The organism is Clostridium sardiniense, from assembly GCF_050584765.1.
GTDB lineage: Bacteria > Bacillota > Clostridia > Clostridiales > Clostridiaceae > Clostridium > Clostridium sardiniense_A.
In genome coordinates this window covers 15,709-37,907 of sequence record NZ_JBNOOR010000007.1, presented here as the reverse complement: position 1 = coordinate 37,907, position 22,199 = coordinate 15,709, and the positions used below count along the sequence as shown (strand labels likewise).

Below are 22,199 nucleotides of genomic sequence, written 5' to 3'. Positions count from 1 at the left end.
TGGTGACTCCTAGGGGAATCGAACCCCTGTTACCACCGTGAAAGGGTGGTGTCTTAACCGCTTGACCAAGGAGCCATGTTAAGAAACTTATCTGTGCCTCGCGCTTTCGTTTATTGGCGCTAATCACATAGACTATATTACATAAAATCAATTTAAGTGTCAACACTTTTTCAAAATAAATTTTTATTTTTTTTATTTTTTATTCCTAATACAATAATTTTCTTGATTTTATTCTGTAATAAAACATGCTTTATCCTTTGATTTATCAAGGTTTTTAATAGCCTCATCATATTTTGATAAAAGCTTTTCTTTTTTTTCAATATCTTTTTTTATTTTATAAATTTCTTTAGTGCATATGTTAATAAATTCTTCTCTAAATAATACTTCTGTCTTTAAATTATAATTTTTTCTATTAAATTTTCTTCCTGAAGCTGATATTTTTAATGGATATTTTTTGTTTACTACTAATAAAAGATTTTTTTCCCAAATGTTATTCTTATTTACAAAGTAATTATCCATTAATAAATTTATATCTTCTATGTCTTCATTGCAATTAATCTTTATCTCCTCTAAAAGTGCTTTATATAAAAATACTGATATTCCTCTCTTAAGTTTTATTTTTAATAACTCCTTATTTTGCATTAAAAACTTATCTAAATTATTTTCTGGAATTATTTCTACATCTATATTGTAAAATTCTTTTAGGTTCTCAACGTTTGGATATATAACTAAAACTTTATCATAATTAATCCTTCTTACCTTAAATTCTTTATTATAATCTTCTAATTCTTTATTTTTTATAATAACTCTCATTTTGTCCACCTCACTATTTAATATTCCTTCCTTTAACGAAAATTATTACTGTGGTAGAATCTATTTAAAATATATATTAAGGAGAAGATTTTAAATATGATATATCATGATTTAATAATAGTTGGTGGCGGTGCTTCAGGACTTATGGCAGCAATTTTAGCTAAAGATCTTGGATTAGATGTTGCTATAGTAGAGGGAACAGATAGAGTTGGTAAGAAGATTCTTACTACTGGTAATGGAAGATGTAATATTTCAAATTGTTCTATATCTTATCCTTTCAAAAATTATCATAGTTCAAATAAAGATTTTTTTATAAATGCATTAAATAGTTTTTCAATAGAGGATACAAGAAATTTCTTTTTATCTATAGGATTACCTATAGTGGAACTTGAAAATAATAAACTTTATCCACAGTCACTTCAAGCTTCATCAGTTGTGGATATTTTTAGATTTGCTATAGAAGATAGAAATATCCCTTTATACACAGATTGCAAAGTAAAAACTATCCACAAGAAGAATAAATTTAAATTATCCACAAGTAATGATGAATTTAAAGAGTTTAGTTGTGAAAAACTTTTACTTTGTTGTGGAGGAAAATCAGCAGTTAAAACTGGATCAGATGGATCTGGCCATAAACTTGCAGAAAACCTAGGGCATTCAATAACTAAATTAATGCCTGGAATAGTTCAGCTTAAGCTTGATTATCCAAAGCTTAAGGGCTTATCCGGAATTAAGTTTGATGGAAAAGTATCTCTTATTTCTAATAATAAAATTATTAGAGAAGTTAGTGGCGAAATTTTATTCACAGATTACGGAATATCAGGGCCTCCAATTCTTCAACTTTCATCCACAGCTTCTAGATGTTTAAGTAATCATGATGATGTGTGGATAAAAATTGATATGATGGAAAACAAATCTTTAGAAGATGTTAGTAACTTTATTTATGGGCATCTATCAATGTTTTCACATAGAAGTATTTCAAATTCATTAATTGGAGTTCTTAATAAAAAACTTGTTCCTATTCTTCTTAAAGATATAGGAATTGATAATATTCATGTGCCTTGTTATGACTTAGATTGGCAATATCAAAATGAGCTTATAAATAGACTTAAGGATTGGAGATTCAAGTGTATTGGTACTAAAGAATTCCAGAGCGCTCAGGTTACTGTCGGTGGAGTTAATACTAAAGAAGTAGATATGAATACCCTTGAATCTAAGATAGTAAAAGGACTTTATTTTGCTGGTGAAATTTTAGATGTTGATGGTGACTGTGGAGGATTTAATCTTCAATGGGCTTGGAGCTCTGCATACCTTGTAGCAAATTCAATAGCAAAAAGTAAACATTAGTTTTTGTACTAAAAATAAATCGGCTACCACGTAAGTGGTAGCCGATTTTTTAAAATTTTAATTATTTTCTACCCTTCTCCAGTGAGCTTCTAATAATGTTAACTCATCACCTTCTAGGTTCGTAATTCTATGTAATGTAACTAATCCGTCCTCTTCTTCTCTAACTTCTGCTGATACATGAATTCTATTTCCATAAGTAGTCTCTCTCTCAAATACTATTTTTATTCTACTTATTTCATAACCTTTAATAACTTCTATAGGTACAGACTCTATAGCCCATTCAATATACTTAACATTATTTACATGAGTATTGGAGTCTATATCACTATATCTTATTTGGAACTCTTTATAATGATCTTCCCTCTCCATCTTTTTTATCTTTTCCATATCTATAGCTACTTCCATATCCCCATCTTCGCCATAGATTTCATATTGTTCCTTAAGTATTCTTGCTGGTCTTCTTTTCTCTATATTTATGAAGAAAAATAATGCAGTAGCTTCAGCAAGTAGCTCTCCATCTTCACTCTTTATTAGATATTTTCTAAACGCATAGAACTTTTTAAATCCTACTGGCATTGTAGTGACATAAATCTTGTCTCTATATTTAGGATATCTATGAACTTTTATATCATACTTATAAAATACCCATGCACATCCATGAGATAATTGAAACTCTATAGTATCGCCTACTGCTTCTGCATGAAGATTTCCAACATCACAGAAAAGATCAACTATTGTTGATAATTTACATTTTAATTTGTAATTTGCATCTCTATACATTACTTCATACTGTTTTGTATAATCCTTAATCATTTGCTCACCTCAAAATTTACTCTATTATAATCCTATCTTAATTTATATAAATTTGCTATCCTCTTGCCATGTGGCTAGACCAATTTTTACAAAATATTAATCATATGAATAGAGTTAGTAGTAATATTACTAGTATGGCCTTTTTACCATATATGATATTTTTATTTTTAAATATCATATATGTCACAACTTGGAATGCTAACATTGCTAATATAAATAGCATTCTGCTCATACTAGGCATAAGACCTGTTATGCCACTTCCTACAAGCTCAAACACTCCTCTTATTAAAGATACTACTACAGTTATCTTAATGCATCCTAAATAGCCATAACGGCCTCTTGCGTCATCTCCTGCAAATATAAATATAAATGTTGATATAATCCCTAATGCTAGTGATTCAAATATAGCTGTCCACATAATAGATTCAATATTATTGCCATAAAAATTTCCATAGATAGCTACTGCTGAATTTGCTAATATTAAAATAACTAAAGTTAATATTCCAAGTAAAACTGTTTGCTTAAAGCTCATATTATCTATAAAGTTAAAATCACTCTTTCTTAAATCTATATACTTATTTATTCTTTTACTTGCCTTGTCTTGGTTTAAGGACTCAGTACTATCATATTCTTCTTTATTTCTATACTTCTTATATAACATATTATTATCCCTCACATTAATCAAATTTGTACTATGAATATATTCTGATATATAATTTATTATTCTTAAAAGTTATACATAACTTAATTAATGTTACTAAGGAAATATAAAAAAGGGCAGATTATTAAGTTCCTAATCATCTGCCCAAATATTTACGTTCTATTAATATTCAGCTTTATTGTTTAAAGCGCTTATTAAAGCTTCTAAGTTTAATCCATGAACAGCAGCTGCTTCTTCTAATGTTTCTGCTTGAGCTGATGGACATCCAACGCAACCCATTCCAAAAGCCATTAATACTTCTGCTCTTGTTGGATCTTCATGAATGATTTGTCCGATTGTCATATCTTTAGTTATCATATAATTCACCTCTTTAATAATTTTATCTACATAATTATCATCTATAAAAAGATTATATTTTATACAATTATTAAAGTCAAGTCAACTAGTCGGAATTAAATTTCTTTAACTCTCATAGTTTGATCTCTCTTTGGACCAACTGAAACTATTGATACTCTCGTATCTGTTAACTCTTCTATTCTTTCGATATATTTCTTAGCATTCTCTGGAAGTTCATCGTAACTTCTAGCATCTGCTACACTTTCATCCCAGCCATCAAATTCTTCATATACAGGTTCACACATAGCAAGATCTTCTAAGCTTGCTGGGAAGTAATCAATGATTTCTCCATTGAATTTGTATCCAACACAAACTTTAATCTTATCTAATCCAGCTAATGTATCTATTTTAGTTACTGCAAGGGAAGTTAATCCACTAACTCTTACTGAAGTCTTTAGTATTACAAGATCAAGCCATCCGCATCTTCTTGATCTTCCAGTATTAACTCCGTATTCATGTCCCTTTTCTCTTATCCATTCACCAACTTCATTATCTAATTCTGTTGGGAAAGGTCCTTTACCAACTCTTGTAGTATAAGCTTTAGCTATACCTACGGCATTAGTAATCATTCTTGGTCCTATACCTGAACCTGCTGCTACTCCACCTGCTGTTGTATTTGATGATGTTACATATGGATATGTACCATAATCTATATCAAGAAGCATTCCTTGTGCACCTTCAAATAATACATTTTTATCTGCTTTTATAGCATCATAAACCTTAACTGAAGTATCAGTAACAAATGGTCTTAATTTCTTAGCTAATTCAAGATATTCTTTAAGTATTTCATCAAAATTTAAAGCTTCTCCACCTAATACTTTTGTTATATAAGCATTTTTTGCCTCTATATTTTCTCTTAATTTTTCTGTAAATACATTTTCGTGCATAAGATCACAAACTCTTATACCACATCTTTCAAATTTATCTGTATAACAAGGTCCAATTCCTCTTCCAGTTGTACCAATATCATTTTTTCCTCTTGCTTTTTCCTTTAACTTATCTAATACCTTATGATATGGCATTATTAGTTGTGCTCTATCACTTATTATTAACTTTTCTGGTGTTACTTTAACTCCAACACCTTCTAAATATTCTATTTCTTCAAATAATGCTTTTGGATCAACAACTACTCCGTTTCCAATAACATTTGTCTTATCATCATATAGTATTCCTGAAGGTATTAATCTAAGCTTATATTCCTTATCTCCAACTACTACAGTATGACCTGCATTGTTTCCTCCTTGGAATCTAACAACAACATCTGCATCTTCTGCAAGATAGTCTGTCATCTTTCCTTTTCCTTCGTCTCCCCATTGAGCTCCTATTACTATAAATGCTGACATATTATTTGCCTCCTTTAGATTACTAATCTAATTTTCTCTTAAATTTATGGAGTTATTTTTACAATTTTATTATTTACATTAATTTTTAAAATAACATAAAATAATATAAAATTTATTTGGATTTTTATAATCTCCATTAATTATAGTAACAAACTGGAAGATATTAATCAACATATTATCGAATGTTTTTCTATAAAATTAATAAATAATTCGTATAATATTTAAATATAACTTTTAAAATGGTAAAAAAAAAGCCTTAGAGCTGTGGCCTCTAAGGCTTTTTTTCCTTAATTTTTAATAATTAAGAGGAGTTTTTAGTTAATGTTTGTGTGTGTGTTTTATGTGTGTGTGTCCAGTTTGGCAACCAATTCAACTATCTTACGCATTTCCTAATTGATATTGATTATCACTAACCTTAGTATATATAATCCTGATCTATTTGTCAACATTAATATAAAAAAAATTTTTATATTATATTACATGCTCTTTGATTTTTCTGCACACTTATCCATAGCTTTAATTATTGCATTTCTAAAACCTTTATCTTCAAGTTCACATACAGCCTCTATAGTTGTACCACCTGGTGAACATACCATATCTTTTAATACCCCTGGATGCTCCTTTGTTTCTAGTACCATCTTAGTAGATCCAAGTACACTTTGTGCTGCCATTTTATATGCTTTATTTCTTGGTATTCCAAGTTTAACAGCTCCATCTGCCATAGCTTCTATAAACATAAACACATAAGCTGGTGATGATCCACATAGAGCTATAAATGCATGGAAGTCTTTCTCGTCTAGTATTTCATAACTTCCAAATGCCTCAAACATACTACATACATAGTTTAATTCATATTTATCAACATTCTTATTTGGACATATAGCAGACATTCCCTCTCCTACTAAAGCTGGAGTATTTGGCATTGTCTTAACTATTTTAAAGTCCTCTCCAATCATTTCATGTAAATCACATAAATCTATTCCAGCTGCGATACTTATTATGATTTGATCTTTTCTTAGGGATGATTTTACTTCATTTAATACATCTTTATACATATATGGCTTAACCGCAAGTATTAATATATCTGACTTATTTACAACATCTATATTTTTTAATGCACCTAAAACTCCATATTTGCTTTCTAATCTTTCTTTAGATTCTTCACTTCTAGTTGAAACTATAATATCTTCTTTCTTTGCAAAGTTCTTATTTATTAATCCTCCAAGCATTGAACTTCCCATATTTCCGCATCCTATAAAACCTATCTTTTTACTCATTTAAAGACCTCCTTATATTAACCTTTATAAATTTATTACTTATACAAAGAAACTCACCATCTTATTTCGGCGAGTTTCTAAAATTTACTTTATAATATTATTCTTGATGTATTGAATCGAGATTACCAAATTTACTGAATTGACCAAGCCATGCAAGTTTAACAGTTCCAACTGGACCGTTTCTTTGCTTAGCTATAATACATTCGCCGACATTCTTTTCTTCTGTTTCCTTGTTATAGTACTCATCTCTATATAAGAACATAACAAGGTCGGCATCCTGCTCAATTGATCCTGACTCTCTAAGGTCAGAAAGCATCGGTCTATGGTCAGCTCTTTGCTCAGGTGCACGTGATAACTGTGATAACGCTATTACTGGGCATTCCATTTCCTTAGCTAATGCTTTTATAGATCTTGATATCTCTGATACTTCTTGTTGTCTACTCTCTGATGATGACCCTGACATAAGTTGAAGGTAGTCAATTAGTATTAAATCTATACCATACTCCATTTTAAGTCTTCTGCATTTAGATCTCATCTCCATTACGGAAACCCCTGCAGTGTCATCTATATATATTCTAGCTTTAGATAAAGGCCCTGTTGCCCTTGCGATGTTTTCCCAATCCTTATCATCTAACGCACCTGTTCTAAGCTTTAACATATCAACATTCGCTTCTGAACATAATAACTTATATGCTAATTGCTCCTTTGACATTTCCAGTGAAAATACTACTACACTTTTACCTTCCCTAAGGGCAACATGTTCTGCAATATTTAATGCAAATGTTGTTTTACCCATAGATGGTCTTGCTGCAATTAGTACCATATCACCTTTTTGGAAACCTGATGTTTTAGCATCTAAATCCATGAATCCAGATCCTACACCTGTTATTTCACCTTTGTTATTGAATAGTCTTTCTATTTCAATAAATCCTCTTTCAAGAACTTGATTTAATGGCTCAAAGTCACTTGTAGTTCTTTTTTCTGCTATATCAAATATTCTCTTCTCAGCCGCATCTAATACATTTTCAACTTCACCCTGCTTATTATAACTTTCTTCGATAATTGAAGTAGAAGCCTTTATAAGCTTTCTAAGAGTTGATTTCTCCTGAACTATCTGTATATATGATGCGAGGTTCGCTGTTGTTGGTACAGAGGATGTTATTTCTGTTACATATGTAACACCACCAGCTCTTTCAAGAGTATCAGTAGCTTTTAAATGTTCTAACACAGTAACTAAGTCAACTGCCATATCTCTTTTAAACATATCAATAATGCTTTTAAATAATACTTTATGACTATCTCTATAAAAATCTTCTTCGTCCAATCCTTCTGCCGCTTGAGCTATTGCACTTCTATCTATAATCATAGATCCTATTACTGATTGTTCTGCTTCTATACTCTGTGGTAGCGTTCTATTAACGGTTGTTTCCATTCATGTACCTCCTTCCAAACATTATCTTCTCATATTATATCAAATTATTATCATTAAAAAAACAAGTTATTATTTCTAAAAAAACAAAGAAGATGGTAACCATCTTCTTTACTTTACTAATTTAGAAAACTAAATTCATAACTTCTTCAATTGTGCTAACTGGTTTAACTTCTATATCTGTTAATCCTTGTGGAACTTCATTTTTGTTATCTTCTGGTACAATAGCAAGTTTAATTCCTTTTCTTCTTGCACCATAGATTTTTTCAAATATTCCACCAACAGGCTTAACTGTTCCTCTTAAAGATATTTCCCCGGTAATAGCAACATCTTGTCTTAAAGGTTTTTCTAATAATGCACTTATTATACATACTGTTATAGCAGCTCCTGCAGATGGTCCATCTATCTTTCCGCCACCAATAACATTTACATGTATATCATAATCTTTTATATCTTTATCTGTAATTTTTCTTATTACAGATGCTGCATTATAAACTGAATCCTTTGCCATGCTTCCAGCAGTTTCATTAAATCTAACTGTACCTGCACCTTTTTTCTTTGCAGGGAAAGCAGCAGCTTCAATTTCTATTGTTGATCCAATAAATCCACTTACTCCTAAGCCATGTATATGACCTACCTCATAATTTGAATTATCATTAACTCTTTCAAAAGGAGTATATCTTCCTATAGAAATTACCTCTTCAACATCCTTTAATGTTATCTTAAGTTTCTTTGGTATAGCCTTTCTCTTGTATAAAGCATAACCATATGCATCTGTAAGTATATTTACGGCCTTTCTTCCTTCTATAGTAAATCTGCTTATATATTCTGGAACATCCTTTTCAAGTGAAACTCCAAGCTTTCTTGCAGCATTTTTTACTATATCTTCAATATCTTTAACAGATAACGGCTCGAAGTAAACTTCAGTACATCTTGATCTAAGTGCAGGGTTTATTTCTCCTGGCTCTCTTGTTGTTGCTCCAATTAAAACAAAATCTGCTGGAGCTCCATTATCAAATAAATACTTTATATACTTTGGAGTTTTATCATCATCTGGATCGTAGTATGATGATGAGAATTCAACTCTCTTATCTTCTAATACTTTAAGTAACTTATTTTGAAGTATATTATCAAGTTCTCCTATTTCATCTATAAATAATACTCCACCATGAGCTTCAGTAACTAAACCTGGCTTTGGTTCTGGTACACCTATATCTGCTAAATCTCTTTTACTACCTTGATATATAGGGTCATGAACTGATCCTAATAAAGGATTTGTAATCTCTCTTGGATCCCATCTTAAAGTTGTACCATCTACTTCAACAAACTTTGATTTGTCATCAAATGGAGTAAAGTTTAGTTCTTTAGCTGCCTTTAATGCAATTCTAGCTGCAGTAGTTTTACCAACCCCTGGAGGTCCATAAAGGATTATATGTTGAGGATACGGAGATGATAACTTTGATATTAATGATTTTATAGCTCTTTCTTGACCTACTATTTCATCTAAAGTTTCAGGTCTTAAAAAACTCATTATATTCTTACTAGTTACTCTTGAATCTAATTCTTTAAGTTCCTCATATTTTTTCTTTGTTTTTTGGTTTTCGCTGCCTTTTTCTTTCTTCATAATGGATAGTCTCATCTCATCGATGTATTTTTCTTGCTTTTCCATTATTGCCTTTTCTACTTTTGACTCTATTTGGTTTTGTACATACTTTTTAGCTATTTCTTCTGAAATCCAAACTACAGTATCTTCAAGAACTTCATCAATTTTATCTTCTGGTGGAACAACTTCTATTCCTGCTCCATCTGAAGCTATCATATTTAATGCATATGCTCTTTCAGTAAGTTTTGTTGAACTTACTTGATTTTTTAATTTAAATCTTATAGTTCTAGCTCTTATAGCACCTTCATCTAATACATTCTTTAATATGTCAAATAGAACATTTATTTGAGATTCTTGAGGTAAATCTCCTTTAATTACATCCTGCAGGAAACCAATTTCCTCACGTAATTTCAATACTATTCCTCCTTAAGCTTGTGGAACAATTATAACTTTCATCTTTGTTGATACTTCAGGATATAATTTAACTTCTATTTCATATCCTCCAGCTACTTTTATTGTGTCCATAACTATCTTCTTCTTATCAATATCTATCTTATATAATTCTTTTATCTTCTTTGCAACTTCTTTGCTAGTAATAGCTCCGAATAACTTTCCGTTATCTCCAGATTTTCCTTCAATTTTTATTTCTTTTCCCTTTAAATCAGCTGCTAATTTTTGAGCTGCTTCAAGTTCTGCAAGCTTTTGCTTTCTTTCATTTTCTTTTTGGTTGTTTAAAATGTGTAGATTGCTTTCTGTAGCTTCCTTAGCTATGTTCTTTGGGAACAAGAAATTTCTTGCATATCCATCTGATGCATTAATAACATCACCTTTTTTTCCTAGTTTCTTATCGTCTTTTAATAAAATTACTTTCATTTTATTCACCCACCCTTAAGTATTTTTTCATTACATCTTTTAAATCTATCAAGACTTCATCTATTGATTTATTTGATACTTTAGCTCCTGCCATATTCATATGGCCACCACCACCTAAAGCTTCTAGTACAATTTGGACATTAATCTCTCCAATTGATCTAGCACTTATATAAGTGTCACCGTTGATGTTTGCCAGAACAAAGCTCGCTAAAATACCTGATATATTTAACAATTCATCTGCTGATTTTGCAATTATAACAGTGTCCGTAACATTAGGCGGACATGTAGCAATTGCAATTTTATCATGAATCTTTGCTGATTTTATTATATCAGCAATTTGTATAAAATCTGTTAAGTTATCAGTAAACATCTTTTTAACTTCTGTAGTTTCTGCACCTGTGTTCTTTAAAAATGATGCAGCATCAAAAGTTCTTACACCTGTTTTAAATGAAAAACCTTTAGTATCCATATAAATACCAGCAAGTAGCCCTTCAGCTTCAAGCTTTGTAAGATGTGGCTTATCATTCATATATTGAATTACTTCTGTTATCATCTCGCAAGTAGATGATGCATAAACTTCTATATAATTAAGCAAAGTGTCTTCTATTATATCAGCACTTCTTCTGTGATGATCTATTATGACTTTTCTTTTTGTTTTTTCAACAAGCTTTAAATTATTAACATAATTCTTGTTGTGTACATCTACAATTATTAATAATGACTCATCATCTATCTTCTTCATAGCTTCTTCTGATGTTTCAAATAGATTAGCATATTTTGAATCACTTTTCAATTCTCTTAGGTAATATTCTATAGCTCCAACATCTTTATCTAGAATGATGCTACATGATTTTCCAAGTTGTTTTATTGTACTTGAAAGTCCAACAGCTGCTCCAAAGCAGTCCATGTCTGGATTTTTATGACCCATTATAAATACTTTATTACTTTCATATATAAGTTCTTTTAAAGCATGAGATACAACTCTCGCTCTAACTCTAGTTCTTTTCTCTATCTCTTTACTATTTCCACCAAATATCTTAACTTCATCGCTACTTTTTACAACAACTTGATCTCCACCTCTTCCTAGAGCAAGTTCTTTACCAACTGTAGCATAATTATAATTTTCAAGTGGTGAAATTCCACCTCTTCCAACACCTATGCTGAGAGTTATCTCTAACTTATTACCTTTATTTATCTTAGATATTCTATCTAATATCTTAAAGTTATTATTTATCTCTTCATCTATGTATTTATCTTGTACAGATACAACATACATATTCCGTTGGTATTTTTTTATCATTGCCTCTAACCCATATGCATATGAATTTATCTCTCTATCGATTTCTGCAATTACTAAAGGTTTATTAGGCTCATCAGTTGTATCTAAAGCTTCGTTGAAATTATCAACCTCTATAAGCATTATACTTTCTTTTGTTATATCTAATCCTATAAACTCACTTATATCATTAAAGTATACTAAAAATAATTGCTCATCTCTTCTAAGTATTTTAGTACTATAAACATCATAGAGTCTTCCATTTAACTTTAATCTTTGATGTAAATCTTTATCTGCTTTTATTATTTTATCTAGATTAAGATCTCTTGCAATACTAAGTATACTTTCTCCAATAAAATTCTTTTTAGGTTCTAATTCATTAAAAATATTATTATGCCATTTTATAATTCCAGTTTCAGTTATAAGTGCTATAGGTAGTAATGTACTAGCTACATTATCCTCTATTGCTTTATTTATATCTTTTGTAAACTGATTTATATTTTCTTCCTTTTTCCAATAATTATTTAATTGATAGAAATTATCTATAAAATATATTATTGCAATTAATAACGCTATCTGGTTATAACCTAATAAAAAGAATATTAAAGAAGCTAAAATTAATCCAACTGGTTTTATGAGTTTTATAATTAACGACTTTACATTCATAAAACGCCTCCTATTTAATTATTAGTCTCTTCTCTTTGAAATATACTCCTTAAGCTTACTTAAACTCTTTCCTTCTTTTTCAACTTCATCTTCGGCTCTTATACCAATATCAAGCTTATTTTTCATTTCATCATCAATTTTAGACGCTGAATAACCAAGTTTTTCCCCCAGTACATATAAAATAATTATTGCACCAGATATACATTCAACTATAGCTTCTTCTGCAACATTACTACCTCTTGTCAATAATGTATAAAAATCACCTATTACTCTAAGTAGTTGAGCTTTTAAATTTTCAATAATCTTTACGTTACCCATAATATTTAAATCATTCTTTTTCATAAACCTCACCTCTTAAATACCCTTGTATGTATATTTTAGTTTTTTTCTATTACTAATGCAAGAAAATGAAAGTTTTTCCCAAAAAAATAAGAGAGTAAAATAGAAATTTAATTCTATTTTACTCTCTTTAATTTATTACTATTCAGTTGTGAATGGTAATAAAGCTACATTTCTAGCTCTCTTAATTGACTCAGTTACTTGTCTTTGATGCTTAGCACATGTTCCTGAAATTCTTCTTGGAAGTATCTTTCCTCTTTCAGTAACGTACTTTCTGATCTTAGACACATCTTTGTAGTCTATTGATTCAGCTTTTTCAACACAAAAAGCGCAAACTTTTCTCTTAGATCTTCTCATTCTTCCGCCAGATCTTCTGTTGTTGTTTTCTCTCATGATTTTTCCTCCTTACCTTGAAAATTTAAAATGGCATGTCTCCGTCATCAACGGGAGTCATATCATCGTCAAAACCGCCAAATGAATCATTTGATGGTTTTGAATAATCAGAATTATTACCACCGAAATCATTATTAAATGATCCAGTATTGTTGCCGCCTTTTCCGCCACCAACAAATTCAAAGCTTTCAACAACTACATCAGTAGTGTATCTTTTTGAACCGTCTTGTGCATCATAACTACCAGTTCTAATGTTACCAGTAATTGCAATTTGGCCACCTTTTGTAAGATATTGTGCTATTGTTTCAGCTGTTTTTCCAAAGGCTACGCAATTGATAAAGTCAGCTTCATCTCTCTTGAATTGTCTTGTAACAGCAATTGAAAATCTTGTAACAGCATTTCCGCTTCCTGCAGCAAATCTTAATTCAGGATCTTTTGTAAGTCTACCTAAAAGTATAACTTTGTTCATTACAATATCACCTCTCTTACGCTTCTTTTCTTACTACGATGTGTCTCATAACACCGTCAGTGATTCTGAATATTCTTTCTAATTCTCTTGGTAATTCTGGGTTAGCTGTAAAGTCTACTAATGTATAGTATCCTTCGTTAACTTTTGAGATTTCGTAAGCAAGCTTTCTCTTACCCCAAACATCAACGTTATCTACAGTTCCTCCACCATTTTCTATTACACCTTTGAACTTTTCGATGTTAGCTTTAACAGCCTCTTCGTCAAGTGATGGGTGTTGTATGAATATAGTTTCGTACTTTCTCATCATTTTCACCTCCTCCCCTCGGACTAAACGGCTGTGCTTTGCACAGCAGGGATTACAATTTATAATTTTAACATTAAAAATTTACTTTTTCAAGGATTTTTGTTAACTTTCTGCTTTTTGAACTATTTTTTTTGCACCTTTTTGAAATTTACTTCTTGGTATCATGATAATTCTTCCACATCCGACACATTTTATCTTTACATCAGCGCCAATTCTTGTAATTTCAAAATTTTTCTCACCACAAGGATGTTGTTTTTTCATTTCAACTATATCACCTAAACCAAAATTCTCTACCAATTTTATATCTCCCTTCATTATGCTTCTTTCATTATTATTTGAGTTTTATTATAAGGAATTTCTATTCCTTCTTTATCTAATGCTTCCTTTATAGCCTTCCTAAGATTTCTTTCCATAGACCATTGCTTCATAGGTATACTAAATCCAACTACTCTTATATTTACTCCAGAAGCTCCTAAGTTAGTAACTCCCCATATATCTATTGGTTGCGGAATCTCTTCCTTATGTTCTTCTTGGAATTCTTTGCATGTTTTATCTATTATATCTATTGCGTGATCTATATCTTCTTCGTAGGCAATAGATACATCAACAATAAACCTCATATTATTTCTAGAATGATTAGTAACTGCCTTTATAGTACCATTTGGTATAAGATGTAAATCTCCATTAAAATCCTTAAGTATTGTAGTTCTTATTCCTATGCTATCTATTATTCCCTCAAATGTACCAATAGTTACATAATCACCAACACCATATTGATCTTCAAATAATATAAAAAATCCATTTATAAGATCCTGTACTAAACTCTGTGCTCCAAAACCTACTGCAAATCCTCCAATGCTTGCAAAGGTTAATGATATTCCCTTAAATAAATCTGAAATTATTATCGCTATTCCTATAAAATAAACAGAATATTTAAGTATACTATGCATTACTGCACCTATAGTCTTAGCCTTTTGAGGACTCATAGTTAATTTTGAGTTTGGATTTTCAATTTGTTTTTTAACAAACTTATTTATTAATCTATTTCCTATCTTAATGGTTATAAACATTAAAAAGATAACAATAATTACTGTTAGGCATTTTTTTATTAAGAAATCTATACTATCCGATGATATAGTAATGGGTCCAAATGATATATCTTTATTACTAAATGATGTATTAAATAGAAAATAACCCATATATCTTCCCCCTTTTTAATTATTGTATTTCTCTATACTCTGAACCTTCTTTACAATACATATTTTTATATTCAAATTTCTCTTCTTTTATTCTATTCATTTCCTCTTCATCTTCAATTCTTATACAAATACCACAGCTTTGAGTTATTGATGTAGGAGTTGGCATTATCCTAAATGTATATTCTTTCTCTTTTAGAATTTTTTCTCCAGTCATTGCATCATGGGTATTTTTAAATACTATTATGTAATATTTCATTCTTATCTCCCCTTCTGTAAAATATCTTTCATAGTTTATATTATATATATTTTATAAATTTTATAAAGAAATATAATAGTCTTTTTATGTAAACTTAATGAATTGTATCTATATTTGATTTATAATTAGATAATATGTATTTATATTTTTAAAGGAGAACATTATGATTCATATTATGAGAGCAGGATTTATAGGCTTTTTTACAGGACTTTGTGCATCTATTCCCCTTGGCCCTGCTGGATTAGAGTCTATAAATCGTTCAGTAAGTAAAGGATTTTGGCATGGATTTAAAGTATCAATCGGTGCAGTTTTTGCTGATTATACTTACTTAATAATAATTAATTTAGGACTCTTTAGGATTTTAGAGGATAACAAAACTTATAAAGGCGTATTTTGGATTATATCTGGTATAGTATTATTTCTTTTTGCTAAGCATTCTAAAAATAATACTAACTCATCAAAAATACTAAATAATCCAAAGCTTGGAGAATTTATTTCTGGCTTTATAATTACATTTATTAATCCAGTTACATTCTCATTTTGGTTGGCGTTTAGTGGTACAGTAGTTAGTATCTGGAGATCAGATGGTAGACTATTCTTCTACACATCATTTTTATTTATGTTAATTGGAAGTCTTACTTGGTTTACAATACTAAATATCTTAGCATCAAAAGGATTAAAACTATTGAAAAAAGATATTGATAAGACTGCTTCTATGCTTTTGACTTATGTATTATATGTAATAAGCATATGTTTCATCTCTTATGGAATATATGTATTAATTTGTTAAAGGGTGTCGAATATGAAAGTATATTTAGATAATGCAAGCACAACTTTTCCAAAGCCTAAGGTTGTTGCTGATTCAATTTATAACTATTTAGTAAATATAGGTGGTAACGCTAATAGATCAAACCACTCAAATGCTCTAGAAAGTAATAGAGAGATTTTTCTCGCTCGTGAGAGAATTGCAAGATTTTTTAATTATGACAAAATAGAAAATGTTATTTTTACAAATAATATTACTTCTTCATTAAATATACTTATAAAAGGTACTTTAAAAGAAGGAGACCATGTTATAACATCTTCAATTGAACATAATTCAGTTATAAGGCCAATAATATCATGTAAAGAAAATTTAAATGTAGAAGTAGATTTTGTAGAATCAGATGCTAATGGATTTATAGATCCCCATGATATAGAAAAACTTATAAAAGGAAATACTAAACTCGTTGTAGTAACCCATGCATCAAATGTAATAGGTACTATACAACCTATAAAAGAAATAGGTAATATCTGTAAGGAACATGGGATTTTTTTCATTATTGATACAGCTCAATCTGCGGGCTCAGTACCTATTGATTTTAAAGAGATAAATGCAAGTGCATTAGCATTTACAGGACATAAGAGTTTACTTGGACCTCAAGGTATTGGTGGCTTTATAATAGATGATGATTTAAATAAGGTTTGTACTACAATTATGGAAGGTGGTACAGGAAGCCTTTCTCATGAAATACATCAACCAACATTTATGCCTGATAAATTCGAGTGCGGAACTTTAAATATACCTGGTATAGTTGGCTTATCAAATGCTATAGATTTTATAAATAAAATAGGCATTGATAATATAAAGGAAAAGAATTCTATACTTTATAAGAAATTGCTTAATGGAATATTAGATATTGATATGTTTGAGGTTTATGGAGATATTACAGGCTCTAAATCTACTACATCTTTATCATTTAATTTAAAAGGAGTAGATACTTCAGAATTATCATTCTATCTTGAGACATATGGAATTAGTAATCGTTCCGGATTGCACTGTGCACCAATGTGCCATAAATCTATAGGTACATTTCCAAGTGGAACTGTTAGACTTAGTGTCTCATATTTCAATACTGAAGATGATATAGACTATGCATTATCAATATTGAAAAAAGCTAGCGAAGATTTATAGTAAATCTGAATAAACACCTCCCTTTATGGAAATAATTTCTATATAGGGAGGTATTTTTATGAATAAAATTTTTTCAATTGATGGTATAGATAACGATTCATTTAATGAAGTTGGAGAGCATCTTTATAATAATTTAAAACCAATACTTGATGATAATAGAACTATAATATTTTTATGTATAGGATCTGATCGTTCAACTGGGGATTCACTAGGCCCATTAGTAGGCCATAATATAAAGGAATTTAAGAATAAAAATATATATGTATATGGATCTTTATATTATCCTGTTCATTCTCAAAATCTTGATGACATATTAAAAAAGATTTATGAATCTTTTAATAATCCATATATAGTCGCTATTGATGCTTCATTAGGCTCTTTTCAAAATGTAGGAAGAGTATTTATAGAAAATAAACCTCTATTTCCAGGATTAGCCCTTAATAAGGATTTGCCTCCTGTAGGAGATTTAAGTGTGACTGGCGTTGTAAATGTCTCAGGAAATTTTGAATTTATGGTTTTACAAAATACTAGATTATATACTGTAGTTACACTAGCAGAATTTATAGCTAAGGGAATTTCATATTCAATAGATAAACTTATAAATAAAGATGATTTAGTTGAATCTTTGACTAACTATTAATATAGTATTTTAACTAAAAAATCTCTTCTTCTCGCGTTAGCGAGAAGAAGAGATTTTTTTACTTACTATTTATTGCTTCTTTTAAAACATGAGCTTCTTCTTCTGATAATTCGTATCTTGATATACCTTTATCAACTGGTTTAGCATACGTTGTGCTATCATGTCTTCCATATAATCCTGTTAATACTATTCCATCATTGTGTCCATCAAGCATTGCTATTGAAAAACTTAAATCACTTCCAACATCTTCGAAAGCCTTATATCTCATTATTCCAACCTTTTGGACACATCCTCTAATTTCAACTTTTAAATTTTCGCATAGCTTAGCAGCTTCTCTTGCAGCATTTTCAGCTTCTTCAACATCATTTAGCTTACTAACAATTACTTCTTCTAAATTTTTGTTGCTAGTACCTCTCATCATTTTTCTATACTTATTTTCTAATCTATTCACTGACTTCCATAAAATAATAAGTAAAATTAAAAGTAATAAAATTACTACACCCATTCCTATTAGTATATAAGGTAAATAATTTGATAAGTTTGATATTAAATTTTCCACAGTATTTCCGTCCTTCCTTTTCTTAAGAATGTTTCACGTGAAACATGTTTCACGTGAAACATTAAATATTCATTAGTTCTAAAATTCTATTTAAATCATCATCTGAATAGTATTCAATTTCTATTTTTCCTTTTTTATTCTTTGAGTTTATATTTACCTTTGTTCCAAAATAATCTTGAAGTTTATTCTCAACATCTTTAACATAAGGATTAAATTTAACTTCTTCCTGTTTTTCTTCTTTCTCTTTAAATACAGACTTTATTAATTTTTCTAACTCCCTTACTGAAAGTTTTTCATCTATAATTTTCTGAGCTAGCTTATACTGTAAATCTTTATCCTCAACAGCTAATAAAGCTCTTCCATGACCTTCTGAAATTACGCTTTCTATTAAGTACTGCTGTACTCTTTCATCTAAATTAATAAGTCTCATAGTATTAGTAATAGCAACTCTAGATTTTCCTATCCTTTGACTTAATTCTTGCTGGGTCAAATTGAATTCATCTATTAGCTTTCTATATGCTAAAGCTTCTTCAATTGGATTTAAATCTTGTCTTTGTATATTTTCAATTAATGAAATTTCTAATACTTCTTTATCACTTAAATCCATAACAATAGCTGGTACTTCTTTAAGACTTAACATTTTAGCCGCTCTCCATCTTCTTTCCCCTGCTATTATAATATATTTTTTTTGATGTTTCTTTAATATAAGTGGTTGTATAATTCCATGATTTTTTATAGATTCTGCAAGCTCAGCTATATTATCACTATCAAAGAACTTTCTTGGTTGATCTGAGTTATTTATTATTTTATTTAAAGGAATTAATGTACTTGATGAGGACTTATCTTTTATATCTGTTTTAACCTCATCTTGAATCTCATCTGGAATTAAAGCGCCCAATCCTTTTCCTAATCCAAACTTTTTACTCATTTACTCTCACCTTTCACTACCTCTTGTCTTTTTAAAAATTCCTTTGCTAATCTTGAGTAAGCATCTGCCCCTTTACATTTTTCATCATAAAGCATTATAGGTAGTCCAAAACTTGGAGACTCTGCTAGCCTAATATTTCTAGGAATTGTATTCTCATAAACACTATCTTTAAAGTACTTCTTTACTTCATTAAATACTTCATTACTAAGGTTTGTTCTGTAATCATACATTGTCATAATTACACCCTCTATTTTGATTTTAGGGTTTAATGATTTCTTTACAAGCTTAATAGTATTCATTAGTTGTCCAACTCCTTCTAATGCATAAAACTCACATTGGATAGGTATTAATACAGAATCACAAGTAGTTAATGCATTTATGGTTAAAACACCTAATGATGGTGGGCAATCTATAAAAATGAAGTCAAACTCATCTTTTACTTCATTTATTTTGTCTAATAGTATTCTTTCTCTATTTTCTTTTGTTATAACTTCAACCTCAGCTCCGGCTAATTCCATTGTTGATGGTGCTATATATAGATTTGAAATAAGATCGCTATGTATAATAACCTCTTTTAAACTTACATTCGATGTTATAACATCATACATTGAAAATTCTAAACTTCTCTTATCTAAACCCAATCCACTTGTAGTATTACCTTGAGGATCAATGTCTATTGTTAGCACCTTATAACCTGCCATTGCAAGATAAGAAGCTAAATTAATGTTTGTGGTTGTCTTTCCAACCCCGCCTTTTTGATTAAATATACAAATTATTTTCATATCTAGCCCTAAGTATTTATAGAGCTTCGCACCCCCTCTCTCTCATACTATATTATATATTTTTTTATATAATAATTAAAGCTAAAACTTACAAAACAATACATTCTTAATAGTTTTTTCAGCTTTTAATTATTAATAAATTATAGTCGCTTTTTTTCAACAAAAACTGCATAAAAAAACCACTAAAAATATCTATTTTTAGTGGTTTGGATTAAAATTTATTTTTTCTTTTTAGGAATGTTTACTGTAATTTGTATATATTCTTCATGATCTGACATATCATATTTTGCAGGTATATTAAATTTATCAAAAACTTGCTTTATAGTGTTTACATAAAGTTTTGCCGGAAACACTGTTGTTATTTTCTTTTTTGATTTTCCATTCATTTCTTTTCCTGCAATTTTTAATAATTCTTTATTTATCAACTCTTCTGTTTGTCTTACATTTAAACTATCTTTAATGACCTTCTTTATTATACTTAACTGTAATTTTTCATCTTGAAGAGATAATAATGCTCTTGCATGTCTCTCAGTTAAATTATTAGCAACGCATATTTCTCTAACTTTATCACTAAGCTTTAATATTCTAAGCTTATTTGCTATAGTTGATTGCTTCTTTCCCATACGTTTTGCTAATTGTTCCTGAGTGAATCTATGATCATGAATTAAATTATAGTATGCTTCCGCCTCTTCTATAAAATTTAAATCTTCTCTTTGTAAGTTTTCTAATAATGCAATTTCAGCTGATTCTATATCCGTTATATCTATTAAATTGCATGGAACTTGTGTAAGTTCAGCAAGTTGTGCTGCTCTCCATCTTCTTTCTCCAGCTACTAACTCATAGAAATCTCCTCTTTTTCTAACAGTTATAGGTTGAATTATACCATGAGTCCTTATAGATTGAGATAATTCCATTAAAGCATCGTCATTAAAATATTTTCTTGGTTGATATGTATTAGGTATTATATCCTTAATATCAATTTTTAGTATTTCATTATTCATATTGACACTACCCATCCCTTATAAATTTCCAATGATTTTTGTTTATATATTAAATTTCGCCACTTACCATTTTCTTCCTTCTTTTTCCCCAAATAAAATTCAGTCATTTCTCGATATTATATGGTATTATATTACATATTATATCACAATATTTATTTTAGTGGCTTTTTCGCTACAGTTCCTGCTTTTCTAGGATATGTCTTAGGACATACCTTTATCTTTTCAACAACAACTATATTATGATTTAAATCAGTTTCTTCTATAAGAGTCTCATCAACCCTTAATAAATTTCCCCCTAGTAATTCTAATGCTCTTTTGCTATTTTCTAATTCTTCTTCAATTGCAGGCCCCTTTAAGGCAACAAAATATCCTGATACTTTTACATAAGGCAGACAAAATTCAGATAATACTGCCATATTAGCAACAGCTCTTGATGTTGCAATATCAAATTTCTCTCTTAAATCTTTATTTCTTGCACCATCTTCTGCTCTAGAATGAATAGTTATAACATTTTTAAGCCCTAATTCCCTAACAACTAAATTTAAGAAATTTATTCTTTTATTAAGTGAATCTAATAAAGTCACCTCTATATCTTCTCTTAATATAGCTATTGGCATTCCTGGGAAACCTGCACCTGTACCTACATCAATTACAGTTTTAGCCTTCTTAAGTTCATCACTTTTAAATGCTTTTATACAATCTATAAAATGCTTCTTTATAAACTCTTCATCCTCAGTAATTGCAGTAAGATTAATCTTTTGATTCCACTCTTGTACCAATCTCATATATTTAATGAATCTATCATACATTTGCTCATTAAATTCTATATTAACCTCATCTGCCGCTGTTTTCATTAAATTGTAAAAGTCCATATTTGC

At 29.6% G+C, this 22,199-nt stretch carries 26 protein-coding genes and 1 tRNA gene; 4 read left to right on the top strand and 23 right to left on the bottom strand.

The window, feature by feature from the left end; translation table 11 throughout:
• A tRNA-Glu gene (locus ACQPUW_RS16580) sits at positions 1-75 on the bottom strand.
• Between the two features lie 153 nt (positions 76-228).
• Positions 229-813 (bottom strand): hypothetical protein, encoded by a 585-nt coding sequence (locus tag ACQPUW_RS16575; RefSeq protein ID WP_430838569.1) that lies wholly within the window; start codon positions 811-813, stop codon positions 229-231.
• 96 nt (positions 814-909) lie between these two features.
• On the opposite strand from ACQPUW_RS16575, the gene ACQPUW_RS16570 reads away from it, so the two are divergent.
• Positions 910-2,160 carry an NAD(P)/FAD-dependent oxidoreductase gene (locus ACQPUW_RS16570; RefSeq protein WP_430838568.1) on the top strand — a complete coding sequence of 417 codons (1,251 nt, stop codon included), beginning with the start codon at positions 910-912 and terminating at the stop codon, positions 2,158-2,160.
• Positions 2,161-2,217: 57 nt separating this feature from the next.
• On the opposite strand, the gene ACQPUW_RS16565 is transcribed toward ACQPUW_RS16570, so the two are convergent.
• From ACQPUW_RS16565 to ACQPUW_RS16490, 16 genes are all read right to left on the bottom strand, one after another.
• Positions 2,218-2,973, bottom strand: a complete 756-nt coding sequence (locus ACQPUW_RS16565; RefSeq protein WP_430838567.1) for an acyl-[acyl-carrier-protein] thioesterase — start codon at positions 2,971-2,973, stop codon at positions 2,218-2,220.
• A 100-nt stretch (positions 2,974-3,073) separates the two neighbouring features.
• Complete coding sequence (locus tag ACQPUW_RS16560; protein WP_430838566.1) at positions 3,074-3,634, bottom strand: hypothetical protein; 561 nt, start codon at positions 3,632-3,634, stop codon at positions 3,074-3,076.
• Between the two features lie 162 nt (positions 3,635-3,796).
• Positions 3,797-3,991 (bottom strand): DUF1858 domain-containing protein, encoded by a 195-nt coding sequence (locus ACQPUW_RS16555; RefSeq protein WP_430838565.1) that lies wholly within the window; start codon positions 3,989-3,991, stop codon positions 3,797-3,799.
• A gap of 95 nt (positions 3,992-4,086) precedes the next feature.
• The gene (locus ACQPUW_RS16550) at positions 4,087-5,373 is read right to left on the bottom strand and encodes an adenylosuccinate synthase (RefSeq protein WP_430838564.1); all 1,287 of its coding nucleotides are present in this window, start codon (positions 5,371-5,373) and stop codon (positions 4,087-4,089) included.
• Between the two features lie 476 nt (positions 5,374-5,849).
• Positions 5,850-6,650, bottom strand: coding sequence for a pyrroline-5-carboxylate reductase (gene proC, locus ACQPUW_RS16545; protein WP_430838563.1), 801 nt, complete (start codon positions 6,648-6,650; stop codon positions 5,850-5,852).
• Positions 6,651-6,747: 97 nt separating this feature from the next.
• A complete protein-coding gene (locus ACQPUW_RS16540; protein ID WP_204596500.1) occupies positions 6,748-8,082 on the bottom strand; it encodes a replicative DNA helicase in 1,335 nt (444 codons plus the stop codon).
• 121 nt (positions 8,083-8,203) lie between these two features.
• Positions 8,204-10,096 (bottom strand): Lon family ATP-dependent protease, encoded by a 1,893-nt coding sequence (gene lonC / locus ACQPUW_RS16535; protein ID WP_430838562.1) that lies wholly within the window; start codon positions 10,094-10,096, stop codon positions 8,204-8,206.
• A gap of 12 nt (positions 10,097-10,108) precedes the next feature.
• Positions 10,109-10,555, bottom strand: a complete 447-nt coding sequence (rplI, locus tag ACQPUW_RS16530; RefSeq protein WP_430838561.1) for a 50S ribosomal protein L9 — start codon at positions 10,553-10,555, stop codon at positions 10,109-10,111.
• Between the two features lies 1 nt (position 10,556).
• On the bottom strand, positions 10,557-12,497 hold the full coding sequence (locus ACQPUW_RS16525; protein ID WP_430838560.1) for a DHH family phosphoesterase: 1,941 nt from the start codon (positions 12,495-12,497) through the stop codon (positions 10,557-10,559).
• A 21-nt stretch (positions 12,498-12,518) separates the two neighbouring features.
• Positions 12,519-12,839: a MazG-like family protein gene (locus tag ACQPUW_RS16520; protein ID WP_204596496.1), complete on the bottom strand. Its 321-nt coding sequence runs from the start codon at positions 12,837-12,839 to the stop codon at positions 12,519-12,521.
• A gap of 138 nt (positions 12,840-12,977) precedes the next feature.
• Positions 12,978-13,229: a 30S ribosomal protein S18 gene (rpsR, locus tag ACQPUW_RS16515; RefSeq protein WP_204596495.1), complete on the bottom strand. Its 252-nt coding sequence runs from the start codon at positions 13,227-13,229 to the stop codon at positions 12,978-12,980.
• Between the two features lie 25 nt (positions 13,230-13,254).
• Positions 13,255-13,698, bottom strand: coding sequence for a single-stranded DNA-binding protein (locus ACQPUW_RS16510; protein WP_204596494.1), 444 nt, complete (start codon positions 13,696-13,698; stop codon positions 13,255-13,257).
• A 16-nt stretch (positions 13,699-13,714) separates the two neighbouring features.
• Entirely contained in the window at positions 13,715-14,002 is a 288-nt protein-coding gene (gene rpsF, locus ACQPUW_RS16505) for a 30S ribosomal protein S6 (RefSeq protein ID WP_204596510.1), read from the bottom strand.
• A 102-nt stretch (positions 14,003-14,104) separates the two neighbouring features.
• The gene (locus ACQPUW_RS16500; RefSeq protein ID WP_221862232.1) at positions 14,105-14,299 is read right to left on the bottom strand and encodes a DUF951 domain-containing protein; all 195 of its coding nucleotides are present in this window, start codon (positions 14,297-14,299) and stop codon (positions 14,105-14,107) included.
• 17 nt (positions 14,300-14,316) lie between these two features.
• Positions 14,317-15,201, bottom strand: a complete 885-nt coding sequence (locus tag ACQPUW_RS16495) for a mechanosensitive ion channel family protein (protein WP_430838559.1) — start codon at positions 15,199-15,201, stop codon at positions 14,317-14,319.
• A 19-nt stretch (positions 15,202-15,220) separates the two neighbouring features.
• Complete coding sequence (locus ACQPUW_RS16490; RefSeq protein ID WP_204596491.1) at positions 15,221-15,457, bottom strand: DUF3343 domain-containing protein; 237 nt, start codon at positions 15,455-15,457, stop codon at positions 15,221-15,223.
• Positions 15,458-15,620: 163 nt separating this feature from the next.
• Here ACQPUW_RS16490 and ACQPUW_RS16485 point away from each other — a divergent pair, with 163 nt between their 5' ends.
• From ACQPUW_RS16485 to yyaC, 3 genes are read left to right on the top strand one after another with little or no spacing between them, the layout of a single operon-like run.
• Positions 15,621-16,247, top strand: a complete 627-nt coding sequence (locus tag ACQPUW_RS16485; protein WP_430838558.1) for a LysE family translocator — start codon at positions 15,621-15,623, stop codon at positions 16,245-16,247.
• A 12-nt stretch (positions 16,248-16,259) separates the two neighbouring features.
• On the top strand, positions 16,260-17,411 hold the full coding sequence (locus tag ACQPUW_RS16480; RefSeq protein WP_430838557.1) for an aminotransferase class V-fold PLP-dependent enzyme: 1,152 nt from the start codon (positions 16,260-16,262) through the stop codon (positions 17,409-17,411).
• Between the two features lie 58 nt (positions 17,412-17,469).
• On the top strand, positions 17,470-18,051 hold the full coding sequence (yyaC, locus tag ACQPUW_RS16475; RefSeq protein ID WP_430838556.1) for a spore protease YyaC: 582 nt from the start codon (positions 17,470-17,472) through the stop codon (positions 18,049-18,051).
• Positions 18,052-18,109: 58 nt separating this feature from the next.
• Here the strand turns inward: yyaC and ACQPUW_RS16470 are convergent, their stop codons facing one another.
• The 5 genes from ACQPUW_RS16470 to rsmG all read right to left on the bottom strand — a co-directional run bounded on the left by ACQPUW_RS16470 (position 18,110) and on the right by rsmG (position 22,193).
• The gene (locus tag ACQPUW_RS16470; protein ID WP_430838555.1) at positions 18,110-18,610 is read right to left on the bottom strand and encodes a DUF4446 family protein; all 501 of its coding nucleotides are present in this window, start codon (positions 18,608-18,610) and stop codon (positions 18,110-18,112) included.
• Positions 18,611-18,671: 61 nt separating this feature from the next.
• Entirely contained in the window at positions 18,672-19,538 is an 867-nt protein-coding gene (locus ACQPUW_RS16465) for a ParB/RepB/Spo0J family partition protein (RefSeq protein ID WP_430838554.1), read from the bottom strand.
• Positions 19,535-20,320: a ParA family protein gene (locus tag ACQPUW_RS16460; protein ID WP_204596485.1), complete on the bottom strand. Its 786-nt coding sequence runs from the start codon at positions 20,318-20,320 to the stop codon at positions 19,535-19,537. Before ACQPUW_RS16460 ends, ACQPUW_RS16465 begins: the two co-directional genes overlap by 4 nt.
• A gap of 218 nt (positions 20,321-20,538) precedes the next feature.
• Positions 20,539-21,321, bottom strand: a complete 783-nt coding sequence (noc, locus tag ACQPUW_RS16455; RefSeq protein ID WP_430838553.1) for a nucleoid occlusion protein — start codon at positions 21,319-21,321, stop codon at positions 20,539-20,541.
• A gap of 152 nt (positions 21,322-21,473) precedes the next feature.
• A complete protein-coding gene (rsmG, locus tag ACQPUW_RS16450) occupies positions 21,474-22,193 on the bottom strand; it encodes a 16S rRNA (guanine(527)-N(7))-methyltransferase RsmG (RefSeq protein ID WP_430838552.1) in 720 nt (239 codons plus the stop codon).
• Positions 22,194-22,199 lie beyond the last annotated feature (6 nt).

Excerpts from the sequence above, each read along its gene's own strand:
- ACQPUW_RS16550 (WP_430838564.1), bottom strand. The coding sequence starts at position 5,373 with ATGTCAGCATTTATAGTAATAGGAGCTCAATGGGGAGACGAAGGAAAA.
- ACQPUW_RS16485 (WP_430838558.1), top strand. The coding sequence starts at position 15,621 with ATGATTCATATTATGAGAGCAGGATTTATAGGCTTTTTTACAGGACTT.
- ACQPUW_RS16575 (WP_430838569.1), bottom strand. The coding sequence starts at position 813 with ATGAGAGTTATTATAAAAAATAAAGAATTAGAAGATTATAATAAAGAA.
- noc (WP_430838553.1), bottom strand. The coding sequence starts at position 21,321 with ATGAATAATGAAATACTAAAAATTGATATTAAGGATATAATACCTAAT.
- ACQPUW_RS16520 (WP_204596496.1), bottom strand. The coding sequence starts at position 12,839 with ATGAAAAAGAATGATTTAAATATTATGGGTAACGTAAAGATTATTGAA.
- ACQPUW_RS16510 (WP_204596494.1), bottom strand. The coding sequence starts at position 13,698 with ATGAACAAAGTTATACTTTTAGGTAGACTTACAAAAGATCCTGAATTA.
- ACQPUW_RS16560 (WP_430838566.1), bottom strand. The coding sequence starts at position 3,634 with ATGTTATATAAGAAGTATAGAAATAAAGAAGAATATGATAGTACTGAG.
- ACQPUW_RS16525 (WP_430838560.1), bottom strand. The coding sequence starts at position 12,497 with ATGAATGTAAAGTCGTTAATTATAAAACTCATAAAACCAGTTGGATTA.
- rpsF (WP_204596510.1), bottom strand. The coding sequence starts at position 14,002 with ATGAGAAAGTACGAAACTATATTCATACAACACCCATCACTTGACGAA.
- ACQPUW_RS16480 (WP_430838557.1), top strand. The coding sequence starts at position 16,260 with ATGAAAGTATATTTAGATAATGCAAGCACAACTTTTCCAAAGCCTAAG.
- ACQPUW_RS16490 (WP_204596491.1), bottom strand. The coding sequence starts at position 15,457 with ATGAAATATTACATAATAGTATTTAAAAATACCCATGATGCAATGACT.
- ACQPUW_RS16565 (WP_430838567.1), bottom strand. The coding sequence starts at position 2,973 with ATGATTAAGGATTATACAAAACAGTATGAAGTAATGTATAGAGATGCA.
- ACQPUW_RS16570 (WP_430838568.1), top strand. The coding sequence starts at position 910 with ATGATATATCATGATTTAATAATAGTTGGTGGCGGTGCTTCAGGACTT.
- ACQPUW_RS16540 (WP_204596500.1), bottom strand. The coding sequence starts at position 8,082 with ATGGAAACAACCGTTAATAGAACGCTACCACAGAGTATAGAAGCAGAA.
- rsmG (WP_430838552.1), bottom strand. The coding sequence starts at position 22,193 with ATGGACTTTTACAATTTAATGAAAACAGCGGCAGATGAGGTTAATATA.
- ACQPUW_RS16460 (WP_204596485.1), bottom strand. The coding sequence starts at position 20,320 with ATGAAAATAATTTGTATATTTAATCAAAAAGGCGGGGTTGGAAAGACA.
- yyaC (WP_430838556.1), top strand. The coding sequence starts at position 17,470 with ATGAATAAAATTTTTTCAATTGATGGTATAGATAACGATTCATTTAAT.
- rplI (WP_430838561.1), bottom strand. The coding sequence starts at position 10,555 with ATGAAAGTAATTTTATTAAAAGACGATAAGAAACTAGGAAAAAAAGGT.
- ACQPUW_RS16465 (WP_430838554.1), bottom strand. The coding sequence starts at position 19,538 with ATGAGTAAAAAGTTTGGATTAGGAAAAGGATTGGGCGCTTTAATTCCA.
- proC (WP_430838563.1), bottom strand. The coding sequence starts at position 6,650 with ATGAGTAAAAAGATAGGTTTTATAGGATGCGGAAATATGGGAAGTTCA.
- ACQPUW_RS16495 (WP_430838559.1), bottom strand. The coding sequence starts at position 15,201 with ATGGGTTATTTTCTATTTAATACATCATTTAGTAATAAAGATATATCA.
- ACQPUW_RS16555 (WP_430838565.1), bottom strand. The coding sequence starts at position 3,991 with ATGATAACTAAAGATATGACAATCGGACAAATCATTCATGAAGATCCA.
- rpsR (WP_204596495.1), bottom strand. The coding sequence starts at position 13,229 with ATGAGAGAAAACAACAACAGAAGATCTGGCGGAAGAATGAGAAGATCT.